Origin of the sequence: Klebsiella sp. RHBSTW-00215, from assembly GCF_014103785.1 — a bacterium.
Taxonomy (GTDB): Bacteria; Pseudomonadota; Gammaproteobacteria; order Enterobacterales; family Enterobacteriaceae; genus Klebsiella.
In genome coordinates, this window is sequence record NZ_JABXQS010000001.1 from 5,555,158 (window position 1) to 5,567,179 (window position 12,022).

At 55.3% G+C, this 12,022-nt stretch carries 10 protein-coding genes and 1 riboswitch; of the genes, 3 read left to right on the forward strand and 7 right to left on the reverse strand.

The annotated features are described in order from the left end of the window. Positions 1-75: 75 nt before the first annotated feature. The gene (gene xylB / locus HV127_RS26500; RefSeq protein WP_182239880.1) at positions 76-1,539 is read right to left on the reverse strand and encodes a xylulokinase; all 1,464 of its coding nucleotides are present in this window, start codon (positions 1,537-1,539) and stop codon (positions 76-78) included. A gap of 9 nt (positions 1,540-1,548) precedes the next feature. Then, entirely contained in the window at positions 1,549-2,916 is a 1,368-nt protein-coding gene (gene dalD / locus HV127_RS26505) for a D-arabinitol 4-dehydrogenase (RefSeq protein ID WP_182239882.1), read from the reverse strand. Between the two features lie 206 nt (positions 2,917-3,122). Here dalD and HV127_RS26510 point away from each other — a divergent pair, with 206 nt between their 5' ends. After that, positions 3,123-4,064 carry a sugar-binding domain-containing protein gene (locus HV127_RS26510; RefSeq protein WP_182239884.1) on the forward strand — a complete coding sequence of 314 codons (942 nt, stop codon included), beginning with the start codon at positions 3,123-3,125 and terminating at the stop codon, positions 4,062-4,064. Positions 4,065-4,078: 14 nt separating this feature from the next. Here the strand turns inward: HV127_RS26510 and HV127_RS26515 are convergent, their stop codons facing one another. Beyond that, positions 4,079-5,080, reverse strand: a complete 1,002-nt coding sequence (locus HV127_RS26515; protein WP_182207341.1) for a LacI family DNA-binding transcriptional regulator — start codon at positions 5,078-5,080, stop codon at positions 4,079-4,081. A gap of 257 nt (positions 5,081-5,337) precedes the next feature. On the opposite strand from HV127_RS26515, the gene HV127_RS26520 reads away from it, so the two are divergent. After that, positions 5,338-6,087, forward strand: a complete 750-nt coding sequence (locus tag HV127_RS26520) for an SDR family oxidoreductase (protein ID WP_181485635.1) — start codon at positions 5,338-5,340, stop codon at positions 6,085-6,087. Between the two features lie 29 nt (positions 6,088-6,116). Beyond that, the gene (locus tag HV127_RS26525) at positions 6,117-7,724 is read left to right on the forward strand and encodes an FGGY-family carbohydrate kinase (protein WP_182239886.1); all 1,608 of its coding nucleotides are present in this window, start codon (positions 6,117-6,119) and stop codon (positions 7,722-7,724) included. Positions 7,725-7,866: 142 nt separating this feature from the next. Here the strand turns inward: HV127_RS26525 and fbaB are convergent, their stop codons facing one another. The 4 genes from fbaB to HV127_RS26545 form a co-directional block, all read right to left on the reverse strand. After that, on the reverse strand, positions 7,867-8,919 hold the full coding sequence (gene fbaB, locus HV127_RS26530) for a class I fructose-bisphosphate aldolase (protein WP_112213138.1): 1,053 nt from the start codon (positions 8,917-8,919) through the stop codon (positions 7,867-7,869). A gap of 148 nt (positions 8,920-9,067) precedes the next feature. Beyond that, a complete protein-coding gene (thiD, locus tag HV127_RS26535; RefSeq protein ID WP_182239888.1) occupies positions 9,068-9,649 on the reverse strand; it encodes a bifunctional hydroxymethylpyrimidine kinase/phosphomethylpyrimidine kinase in 582 nt (193 codons plus the stop codon). Then, the gene (gene thiM, locus HV127_RS26540; RefSeq protein ID WP_182239890.1) at positions 9,646-10,419 is read right to left on the reverse strand and encodes a hydroxyethylthiazole kinase; all 774 of its coding nucleotides are present in this window, start codon (positions 10,417-10,419) and stop codon (positions 9,646-9,648) included. Before thiM ends, thiD begins: the two co-directional genes overlap by 4 nt. Before the next feature lie 34 nt (positions 10,420-10,453). Continuing rightward, positions 10,454-10,550: riboswitch (TPP riboswitch) on the reverse strand. A 206-nt stretch (positions 10,551-10,756) separates the two neighbouring features. Further along, entirely contained in the window at positions 10,757-11,464 is a 708-nt protein-coding gene (locus HV127_RS26545) for a hypothetical protein (RefSeq protein WP_064173404.1), read from the reverse strand. Positions 11,465-12,022 lie beyond the last annotated feature (558 nt).

Sequence of the window (12,022 nt, forward strand, 5' to 3'; positions counted from 1 at the left end):
CTTATGTAAGCTCCTGGAGATTCACTGCGTCGCCGCCTTGCTGCAACTCGAATTATTTAGGGTATGTTTTTAAAATTAGTGTTTACGGAAGTTCAGGTCGTTTAAATACAAAGCGTTAAACTGCGCGTAGCGTTGCATCAGGGTTTGATGACGAACCGGGTCCGCCTGCCAGGTCTGCCAGATTTCCGGTTTTTCACACACCGCCGCAAGCGGTTTACCCGCCGCCAGACAGGCCAGCCGCGCCGCGCCCAGTGCGCCACCGGTCTCCCCGCCTTTGTGGGTCACCACCGGCATATCGAGGATATCGGCCAGCAGTTGCGCCCAGAATGGACTGCGGGCACCACCGCCAACCAGCGAGCATTGATCGATCTGCGTACCGCTCTCTTTCAGCACCCGCAGGCCATCGTTGATACCAAAACTCACCCCTTCAAGCACCGCGTAACCAAGCTGGGCGCGCAGGCTGGAATGGGTCATTCCCCAGAACATTCCGCGCGCTTCAGGGTCGTTATGCGGCGTGCGTTCCCCGGAGAGATAAGGCAAGAAGAACGGCGCATTGGCTTTCTCTTCGTCACTTAATTCAGCAATCTCCTCCAGCAGCGCCACTTCCGTAGTGCCGGTCAGGCGACAGAACCACTGCAAACAGCTGGCAGCACTGAGCATCACGCTCATCTGATGCCACAGATTCGGCAGCACGTGACAGAAAGCATGTACCGCCGACTGCGGGGCCGGACGATAGGCGTCGGTCACCACAAACAGTACTCCGGATGTGCCGAGCGAAATAAACGCATCGCCCGGCGAGACCGCGCCAACACCAATGGCGCTGACCGCGTTATCTCCGCCGCCACCGGCGACCACCACCGAGGCGTTCAGCCCCCAGCGCTCCGCTACCTGCGGGTCAAGCGTGGCGGAAACCTCGCAGCCCTCAACCAACGTTGGCATATGGCCACGCGACAATCCGCATTTATCCAGCAGCGAATCAGACCAGTCGCGTTTCGCCACGTCCAGCCACAGCGTCCCGGCGGCGTCTGACATATCGGAGACTTTCTTGCCGGTCATCTGGTAGCGCAGATAATCCTTCGGCAGCAGCACCGTCGCGGTACGTTTAAAGTTTTGCGGCTCATGACGACGAACCCACAGCAGCTTCGGTGCAGTGAAGCCCGGCATTGCCAGATTTCCTGCCACCTGATGCAGCTCCGGTGCCATCTCTTCCAGCTCTTCGCACTCCTCGGCGCAGCGGGTGTCATTCCACAGAATCGCCGGGCGAATCACCTCCCCCGACGCGTCCAGCAGCACCGCGCCGTGCATCTGCCCGGAAAGGCCAATGGCTTTGATTGCTGGCCAGTGCTGTGCGCATTTTTCCCGTAGCGTGGTCATCAGATATTCCGTCGCCTCCCACCAGGATTGCGGCGATTGTTCTGACCAGTGCGGATGGGGCCGCTGAATACTCAGCGGCGCGCTATGGCTGGCGATAACCTCATTGTTCTCATCAATGACCAGCGCTTTGACTTCCGACGTGCCGAGATCGATACCCAGATACATAGCCACCTCTTATTTAATCAGTGCATAAACGGCGGCGATCTTCTCGCGCATCAGCGCCAGGAAATCAGCGTTGTCGGCCAGTTCGCCAAATAGCGCTTTATCGCGAGCATAGACGGCTACCGGGTCGCTGGCTTCAAACATTTCATGTACCGCCTGAGCGTCGAGGATCCCGTCCTGGTATTCATATGGCAGGGTTCCTTTATGCCACTGCTCCATAAAGACGAAGAACAGTGCGGGCAGCATGGCGGTTGCTTCCGGGCGAGCGCCGCGGCGATAGCACTCTTGCAGAGTCGGCGCGATCATCGCCGGAATTTTCGAGAAACCATCGGCAGCGACGCGCTGGTTGGTATCCTGGATGTACGGGTTGGTAAAGCGCTTCAGGACCACATCGCGATAGGTCGGTAAATCAATGCCGTTATCGCCTAGGCATGGGATCACATCTTCTGTGACGTAGCGGTCGGCAATAGCGTAGATGAAATCCGTTAGCGTACTTTCATGAATATACTGCTGGCCGATTAAGGTGCCCGCCCACGCAATGCAGCTATGGGAAGAGTTGAGAATGCGGATTTTCGCTTCTTCATAAGGGATAACCGACTCCACCATCTCCACGCCGACCGCTTCCAGGTTCGGGCGTTCGTCGCGGAAGTTATTTTCCACTACCCACTGGATAAAGGTTTCACCCATCACCGGCGCTTTGTCATCAATGCCGGTTTGCGCTTTGATGCGTGCCGGTAGTTCAGCCGCCGGACGCGGGGTAATGCGGTCCACCATGGTGTTCGGGCAGGTGGTGTTGGCTGCCATCCAGTCAATCACTGCCTGTTTGCCGGTCAGCGCTAGGAATTCAACCATACCATCGTGGAACCGCTCGCCGTTGTGACGCACGTTGTCGCAGTTCAGCAAGGTTAACGGCCCGGCGTTATCGGCCATACGTTTTTCCAGAATCCGCGCGATAGTGCCGTAAATGGTTTTGCAATCGCCCTTAAGGTCGGCGATCAAATCGGGGTTGTTGGTTTCCAGTTTATGGCTGGTGTTCAGGTAGTAACCCCCTTCCGTTACGGTAAAGGCGATAACTTTAGTTTGCGGATTTGCCCCTTCGTTAATCAGCGGCTGCAACCCTGCCTGCCACGGCAGCAGTTTCTGAATAGAGGTGATCTCTTCATATTCACTCTCCCCTTCCGGGCTGACGGTTTCCAGCACGTAACGCCCACCCTGCGCCGCCAGCGCCTGGACCACCTGCTCGGCATCGTTGCGAATATTCCCCGCCGCGATGTGCCAACGCTTATCACCAGAAACAATCAGACGATGCAGATACCACGCCTGATGTGCGCGATGAAAAGAACCCAGACCAATGTGAAGCCATGTGAATTGATTGTTCATGTTCTGCTCTCCTTGAGTTGATGGGCTCACTGTAATTGATCATTTGACCTAAATAAGAGCGATGGATCACAAAAGAACAATTACCCAATTAAATTACAAATGACCAGTAAAGAGCAAAAGCTTGCCAGTTATCCCGACCGCAGCCAGAATGCGGTTATTCGCCAGGCGAATTTATCGCTGTGGCCAGAAACTTAGGGCAGGAAACCATGAGTAAAGAAGATGATATCCGGCTGGATCAGAAGGTCCGCGCCGCATGGATGTACTACATCGCCGGACAAAACCAGAGCGAAATCGCCAGTCAGCTTGGTACTTCAAGGCCAGTGGTGCAGCGGTTGATTGCGGCGGCGAAAGAAGAAGGGATCGTATCGATTAGTTTGCACCATCCGGTAGCAAACTGCCTCGATTACGCGCAATTATTGCAGGAAAAGTACCAACTTATCGAATGCAATATCGTGCCCGCCTTTAGCGAAGAAAGCACGCTGGATAGCGTGTCGTTTGGCTGCTACCAGCTGATGGCTCGCTATTTACAGGATGATAAAGAGAAAATCATCGGCCTCGGTTCCGGCCTGACCTTGAAAAAAACCCTTCAGCGTATCGATTTCGATAGCCTGAATACCCGTTGCGTGGCGCTCATAAGCGCCATGGACGCCGACGGCCAGTGTAACTATTACGATGATGTTCCTCTGTTGCTGACCAGCAAAATCAAAGCGAAGTACTATCAATGGCCCGCTCCGCGCTATGCGCAGACCCAGGAGGAGTACGATATGTGGTGCACCAGCCGACTGTTCCGCAACGTTTCTGCCGTCGCCCGCCAGGCGGACGTTATCTTCGTGGGGATTGGGCCATTAGGCCCGCAAAGCCCGATATTTAAAGACGGTTTTATCAATCAGGCGCAAATGGACGAGGTGACCGCGCAAGGCGGGATCGGCGAGATCATGGGGCGCTTTATCAATGCCGAAGGCGGCGTGGTCGACAGCGAAATCAACAGAATGATCACCAGCTACGACATTCGCCAGAACCAGTGTCCACGGATCGCGGTGGCGTGCGGAGAGTACAAGCGTCCGGCCATTCTGGCGGCGCTTAAAGGCGGTTGGGTCAACGGCCTGGTGACCGATGAACACACCGCCCGCTGGCTGCTGACGCGTTAACGTCAACAGCCGAATCAGCGGCTGCTCATCAACAGCGGCGGGATCTCAATCCGCTGCTGGCTGGCATCGCCGGAGTCGATGATACTAAATACCGCCTCCAGCATCGCCGGGACGTTCTGCTGCACCATATCAATATCGTGTCCCAGCAGATAGACAAACGGGTCCCAGTCAAAGCAGCCCATTGGCGGCTGACCGCTACCGGTGAGCCCCGCCTGCGACAACCATCGCACCACGCCTTCCAGAGAAATGGTTGAGTTAACGAACAGCCCCTGCAGATGAATATCAGTCGGACCAAACCGCTCTTGCAGGCAAGCCTCGACTTTTCCTTTTGAATAGCCTGGAGCCAGAATATTTGCTTCAGGCACGCTCAGCCCCAGCTCCTGATGAGCATCATGAAAACCGCGTAAACGCTCGATGGTGTTATGGTCGCTACTGCGCCCGCCGATAAAGGTCAACGGAGCCTGCTCCCCCCAGCGCCTGGCGCTGTTGTCGAGGATCTTGTGGGTCAGCGCTTTGGCACCGCCGTAGTTATCCGAAATCACTGATGGCGCAAGAGAACCGGGTAAGTCGAGATTAACCGTCGGCACCCCCGCCTGCTGGCATAACGCGGTAATCTTGTCCGGGTTGGTCGCCCCGGTCGCTACCACCCAATCCACCTGCCAGGAGAGCATCGCTTTTACCGCTTCGATTTCCAGTTCCGGGCTACGACGTGTGCAGGTAATAATCGGCAGCAGGCCGCGCTCGCGGGCCATCTCCTCAAAACGCTCGGCAACCGATCCGAAATAGCGGTTATCGTATTTGGGGACAATCATGCCGATCACGTGTGATTTTTTACTGCGCAACATGCTGGCCTGGCGATTAACCGCATAGCCCTGCTCCTCAGCAATCAGCGTCACCTTTTCGGCAAGCTTCGCGCTAATACGCCGCTTCTTCCAGTTGCCGTTAAGGATGGCGCTCACTGCGCTTGCCGACACGCCGGATAGCTCCGCCAGGTCGTAAATCGTGATTTTCTTCATTTTCCCAACTTGCGTCACAAATTCATTTCGCTGTTAATTTCCCCACTTGCTCAATCGATGAAGCTAGCGCAACATGAGCTTCATCGATTGAGCATCCATTTCACGCTACGAAGTATTAGCGCATACAGCGTTAACATTCCAGCAAACCTGAATAAATGATGCTGATATTCAATATATTACCAGGTTTTAGTCCATAGCCTCGAACGTGACGCTCTCGCGTTCGATAGTTTCAACCAGACTCTGCAAAGGATTATAAAATGAACCACTCTGTCTCCTCTATGAATACTTCTCTTGCTGGCAAAGTCGCCGCCGTCACCGGCGCGGCATCCGGTATCGGCCTCGAATGCGCTAAAACCCTGCTGGGGGCTGGCGCAAAAGTGGTGCTTATCGACCGCGAAGGCGAAAAGCTCAACAAAATCGTCGCCGAGCTGGGCGAAAACGCCTTTGCTCTACAGGTTGATCTGATGCAAGCCGACCAGGTCGATAATATTCTGACGGGTATCGTTAACCTCGCCGGTGGTCTTGATATTTTCCACGCCAACGCCGGAGCCTACATCGGCGGGCCGGTCGCCGAGGGAGATCCGGATGTATGGGATCGCGTGCTGCATCTCAATATCAACGCCGCTTTCCGCTGCGTGCGTAGCGTCCTGCCGCATCTGATCGCGCAAAAATCCGGCGATATTATTTTCACCAGTTCTATTGCCGGCGTGGTGCCGGTTATCTGGGAACCTATCTATACCGCGTCGAAATTTGCCGTCCAGGCATTTGTCCACACCACCCGTCGCCAGGTTTCTCAGCACGGCGTGCGCGTCGGTGCCGTGCTGCCGGGTCCGGTGGTTACTGCCCTGCTGGACGACTGGCCAAAAGCCAAAATGGACGAAGCGCTGGCCAACGGTAGCCTGATGCAACCCATTGAAGTAGCCGAGTCAGTGCTGTTTATGGTGACACGTTCGAAAAACGTCACCGTACGCGACATTGTTATCCTGCCTAACAGTGTGGATCTCTAACCGTCAACCAGACTGCTAAAGAGGATTTTATGCAAAGCAATACTCAAAATATTATTGGCGTGGATGTTGGTTCAGGCAGCGTTCGCGCGGGCGTATTCAATCTGCAGGGCGAGCTGCTGGCCCATGCCACCCGAGAAATCACCCTGTTCCGCAGCGCCGGAAGCGTGGTTGAACAGTCGAGCCGCGAGATCTGGCAGGCGGTGTGCTACTGCATTAAAACGGCGGTAGCCAACGCCGGTGTTGAGCCGTCGTCAATAGCCGGTATCGGCTTCGACGCCACCTGCTCGCTGGTGGTGATTGGCGAAAACAACGCGCCGCTGGCGGTGGGTCCTTCAGAAGATCCTGATCGCAACATCATCGTCTGGATGGATCACCGTGCTACCGGGCAAGCAGAAAAGATCAACGCCACGGGCCACGCGGTGTTGCAGTACGTCGGCGGTAAAATTTCGCCGGAGATGGAAACGCCGAAGATCCTGTGGCTGAAGGAGAATCGTCCACAAATCTATCAACAGGCGCGCCACTTCTTTGACCTCGCGGATTATCTTACCTGGCGCTCAACCGGCGATTTAGCCCGCTCGGTGTGTACCGTCACCTGTAAATGGACCTATCTGGCGCATGAAAAACGCTGGGATGCCGGTTACTTCCGCCAGATTGGTCTTGAAGAACTGGCGGATGAAGATTTTGTCCGCATCGGCCAGCGTATTGTCGATCCGGGAACGCCCTGCGAGGGCGGTCTGTGCGCAACAGCAGCAGATGAGATGGGCCTGCCCGTCGGCACGCCGGTGGCGGTCGGCATGATTGACGCCCACGCGGGCGGGATTGGTACCGTTGGCGTGCTTAACGGCGCGGTCAATAATATGGCCTACGTATTCGGCACGTCTTCCTGCACCATGACCACCACCCAGGATGCCGTCTTTGTGCCCGGCGTGTGGGGGCCTTACTATTCCGCCATGGTGCCGGGATTCTGGTTAAGCGAAGGCGGCCAGAGCGCGGCCGGTGCGGCTATCGACCAGCTATTGAGTTTTCATCCCGCCGCCACAGAGGCTAAAGCGCTGGCAAAAGAAGCCGGTGTCCCGCTACCGGTGTATCTTGCCGATAGAGTGCTGGCGCAGGTGGATAATCCTTCCGAAGCAGTCAAGCTCGCTGCCGGTCTGCACGTGGTGCCGGAGTTTTTAGGCAACCGTGCGCCGCTGGCGGACCCGAACGCGAAAGCGATTATCGCCGGGCTGGGGATGGAGCGGGATCTGGAAAACCTGATTGCGCTGTACGTCGCGGGATTGTGCGGTATCGGCTACGGTCTGCGGCAGATTATCGATGCGCAGAAAAATTGCGGGATTGATAGCGAAAATATCGTCATCAGCGGCGGCGCAGGTCAACATCCTTTAGTTCGCCAGCTGTTGGCAGACGCTTGCGGCATTAACGTGGTCAGTACCGAGTCCAGCGAACCGGTGCTGTTAGGTTCGGCGATTCTCGGTGCCGTGGCGGGTAAAATTGCCCCTTCGCTGCCAGAAGCCATGAAGCAGTTTACCCGAGTGGATAAAACTTACCGCTGCGAAGAGCAATTTAGCGCCGATCATCAGCGTCGTTACGAAGCGTATAAAACGCTCCAGCACACGGCGCGGCTGATTCGCGATTAAGCAAGACCCGGGTCGCGGCGTAAACGCCTTACCCGGGCTACGGGTTCACAGCCTTCTGCGGACCGGTAGCCCGGACAAGGCGCGTCAAGCGCCGCCTCCGGGAAACAACGCGCAACGCAGCTTCAGCTGACGCCGGTGCTTATCAGGCGATGGTGACTTTGCTATCCAGATAAACGTCCTGCACGGCGTTAATCAGCTTCACGCCGTCGGCCATCGATTTTTTAAACGCCTTACGGCCCAGAATCAACCCCATGCCACCCGCACGTTTATTGATAACCGCCGTACGTACGGCGTCGCTCAGATCGGTTTCGCCACCCGCCGCACCGCCGGAGTTAATCAACCCTGCGCGGCCCATATAGCAGTTCGCCAGCTGATAACGCACCAAATCAATCGGGTTCTCAGTGGTTAATTTGCTGTAAACCCGATCATCGGTATAGCCGAAGTTCACCGCCTTATAGCCGCCGTTATTCTCCGCCATCTTCTGCTTCACAATATCCGCGCCGATAGTGGCCGCCAGATGGTTGGCCTGGCCGGTTAAGTCGGCGGAAACGTGATAATCGACACCATCTTTCTTGAACGCCGGATTGCGCAGATAGGCCCACAGCACGGTCACCAGGCCCAGCTCATGCGCGCGCTCAAAGGCCACAGAAATCTCCTCAAGCTGGCGACGAGATTGTTCAGAACCGAAATAGATCGTCGCCCCTACCGCCACGGCTCCCATATTGAACGCCTGCTCAACGCTGGCGTACAGCGTCTGGTCGTATTCAGTCGGGTAGCTCAGCGTTTCGTTATGGTTCAGTTTGACCAGGAAGGGGATGCGGTGCGCGTAGCGGCGTGACACCGAGGCCAGCACGCCATAGGTGGAGGCCACGCAGTTACAACCGGCTTCAATAGCCAGTTCGACGATATTTTTCGGATCAAAGTACAGCGGGTTGGCGGCAAAAGAAGCGCCAGCAGAATGCTCTACGCCCTGGTCAACCGGCAGGATAGACAGATATCCGGTTCCCGCCAGGCGTCCGGTGTTATACAGGGTTTGCATATTACGCAGCACCGCCGGTGGACGATTGTTATCAACCATCACCCGATCGACGTAGTCCGAACCCGGCAAATAGAGTTGGTCGGCTGGAATAGTCATACAACGGTGCTGTAAAAGCGTGTCGGCATCTTTGCCAAGTAACTGCGTAATATCAGTCATAGCGATCTCCCGTAAGTGCCGGTCGAAACCGGCATGCATTTTCCCAACCCAATTATTTTGGGCAGGTTAAGCCTGGTACCGACTCAGCATATTTTCCAGCCGGGAGCGTATTTTTTCAGCACAGTCTGCTGGCACGTTGTCGTGCCGTTTACCACCAGGCGTGGAAGTGATGCACCGGACCTATCCCGTGCCCGACCTCCAGCGAGTCCGCCTGCGCCAGCGCCGCAGAGAGCCAGCCTTTAGCCTCCGCTACCGTTTGCCCCCAATCATCGTAACGAGGACGCAGCGCCGCCAGCGCCGCCGCTTCCGGCAGGTTCGGGGTGATTAGCGACACCTGCGGCAGCAGGCGCTGACGCAGCGTTTGCACTGCGCTGAGCGAAAGCAACGGATCGCCGCTTTTCGCCAGCATCACGGTATCCAGCACCACGTTTTTAATCTGGTACCGCGCCAGTCGCTCCGCCACCGCTTCGACGATATCCGTTTCCGCCAGCATGCCAATTTTAGTGGTATCGATTCGCACATCGCTGAACACCGAATCCAGTTGCGCGGCGACAAAATCAGGTTCAATACGGTACACCGACTGCACGCCTCGGGTGTTTTGCGCCACCAGCGCAGTGATGACCGAGCAGCCGTAAGCGCCCAGCGCTGAGAAGGTTTTGAGATCCGCCTGGATCCCCGCACCGCCGCTCGGGTCGGTTCCGGCGATGGTTAAAGCATTAATTCGTTTCACAGGCCGCCCTCCGTGTACAGCGCATCGAGAAACGCCGGAGTAAAGCTGCCAGGGCCGCCCTGCTGCGCCGCTTTTCCACCCGCCAGTTTCATCAAGCTGCAGGCGGCGGCGACGTTTTCCAGACGGTCGCCGGGCATCGCCGTGCTGGCGGCAACCACCGCCGACAGCGCGCAGCCGGTACCCACCACCCGAGTCATTAGCAGATCGCCGCCGGTCACCATGCGCGTACGCTGACCATCGGTGACGTAATCGACCTCTCCGGTTACTGCGACCACGGTATTCAACTGGCGAGCTAACGCCTGAGCCGCAGGCAGCGCGGCAGCAGCGGTATCAGTAGTATCAACGCCGCGTCCGCCGCCGCTCATCCCGGCGAGAGCCATAATTTCCGAGGCATTACCGCGAATAGCGGCAGGCTGTAGCGCCAGAAGCTCCCGACAAAATTCAGTGCGCAGAGTCAACGCGCCGACCGCCACCGGGTCCAGCACCCACGGTTTGCCCGCCTGCTTTGCGCTATGCGCCGCCGCCCGCATCGCCGTCGCGCGCTCAACGGTCAGCGTGCCAACGTTAATCAGCAGCGCATCGGCAATCGCAGCAAACTGACTGGCTTCATCGGGGTCGATAACCATCGCTGGTGATGCACCAATCGACAGCAGCACGTTGGCGGTAAAGGTCTGCACCACGTCGTTAGTCATGCAGTGAACAAGGGGGGAATGGCGGCGAAAAAGATGCCGCAGATGGGCAATATGCGCGGGGTTTAGCAGGTCAGACATCGTTTGCTCCCGCCAGGCGATGAAGAAGCGACGACCCTGCGGTCTCTGACTTCCCTACGCTGGCATTATCCAGATCAGGTGGTACGGGTATTTCTCAGCCTTCACAAAGAAGGGCACCCCGAGTCAAATAAAATCAAAATCAACTACTTGCGATTAACGTCCCGTTAATCCCTGATCAGGATAATGCCAGCGGAAAGTCCAACAAACAAGATTTAAAATCTGTACAAATCCCGCAATGTATCCCAGCTTGTGTCCCAAGTTATTAATGAAACGAGGTGGAAAAGATGCAAAAAAGCCGGGTTATTCCCGGCTGTAATTTGCATTCGCAGGCAAGCGATCAAGCTGCACTTCGTAACCGAGCATAGTGCAAACCAACCTCCTCAATGAGTGGCTGCAAGTTTTTGCTACCTCTTACGGTGAACATAGTTGCTGGCTGATCGTCTTTGATGCATTTATTGATATTGAATGGGCAAGGAAGGCGTATTGGTGGCCTCATTGTTATAGGCATCAAAGTTGTTAATCTCACAAGATTATCCTCTGTATATTCTAATATCGGAGGTTGATGGTGAACCTTTATCTTCCCGCAAGATGTGAGCAACTCTTTGACCTTACACCATTCGCCTGACTTAACCCAAGTGCGTACTTTTTCACGTTCATCGACAGTCAAGTTGAAAATTTCTGAATGTGTTGGCTCGCTCCGTCGTGACAATATGGCGTGATGATATATAGCGTTTGATGCACACCTCAGCACTTTTGTCATACGCTCCGTGTTTCGTTTGGAAGGGACTGACTCATCACCTTGCGAGATATTGTAGCCCCACATCTGCTGAAACACCGTGGGAGTATCAATGTAATCAAGCTGATTTAAGATCGCGACTATTCGTTCTCTACTATAACCCTGCGATTCCTTTTCCTGCCCCATCGCCCCCCATATGCAATCATCCACAATCTGAGGTAACTCAGCTAACGATCTATGCATTAACAAAAATGCTCGCACGGCTTTGTTATCCACACCCTTTGCCACTGCACCTTTCGTTCTCGCCATTTGTGTTCTCCTTTTAAATTGGTATATGAAATCCTCCGCTATCGCTGGTAGCGATCAGGATATGTGGCCTTCCTTGGTGGATGGCATTTCGTTTTGGGTTACTGTATTTCCAGTAATTTGATAAATCTGGCCTTGCACCAGATGGTGTAACACTCTGGCAGATATAATGGTTGAAATGCGATTGGTAGAGGCGCTGTCAACGCCGCCTACAATCAACCACATTGTTATACGGACTACAGTTCCAAACACATGCTGGCACATGCTGGGATGTAAACATCACCAACAAATTCCACACACAGTGTAAATGCAGCCCAGTGCAACCATCGGGTTACCTGAGTCCACGACTGGGACATGCCAAACTAAGACAGGTCATGAGACCTGTTGAAGTTGTGGTATGTAGCAGAGTGGTAAACGAAGGTTATGGTATGGACAGACGAGTCAGTTTACGTCTGATACAAACCATTACCTTGAGGTTTTCTAAAGAGGCGTAGCCGTCATGTCACGTAGTGACGATAGTAAATAAACTAAACAACCCACAGATGACACCAGTCATCTCGT

Bases quoted from the DNA above. Each gene is read 5' to 3' on its own strand.
- fbaB (WP_112213138.1), bottom strand. From the start codon at position 8,919: ATGACTGATATTACGCAGTTACTTGGCAAAGATGCCGACACGCTTTTA.
- dalD (WP_182239882.1), bottom strand. From the start codon at position 2,916: ATGAACAATCAATTCACATGGCTTCACATTGGTCTGGGTTCTTTTCAT.
- thiM (WP_182239890.1), bottom strand. From the start codon at position 10,419: ATGTCTGACCTGCTAAACCCCGCGCATATTGCCCATCTGCGGCATCTT.
- HV127_RS26520 (WP_181485635.1), top strand. From the start codon at position 5,338: ATGAACCACTCTGTCTCCTCTATGAATACTTCTCTTGCTGGCAAAGTC.
- HV127_RS26545 (WP_064173404.1), bottom strand. From the start codon at position 11,464: ATGGCGAGAACGAAAGGTGCAGTGGCAAAGGGTGTGGATAACAAAGCC.
- HV127_RS26525 (WP_182239886.1), top strand. From the start codon at position 6,117: ATGCAAAGCAATACTCAAAATATTATTGGCGTGGATGTTGGTTCAGGC.
- HV127_RS26510 (WP_182239884.1), top strand. From the start codon at position 3,123: ATGAGTAAAGAAGATGATATCCGGCTGGATCAGAAGGTCCGCGCCGCA.
- HV127_RS26515 (WP_182207341.1), bottom strand. From the start codon at position 5,080: ATGAAGAAAATCACGATTTACGACCTGGCGGAGCTATCCGGCGTGTCG.
- xylB (WP_182239880.1), bottom strand. From the start codon at position 1,539: ATGTATCTGGGTATCGATCTCGGCACGTCGGAAGTCAAAGCGCTGGTC.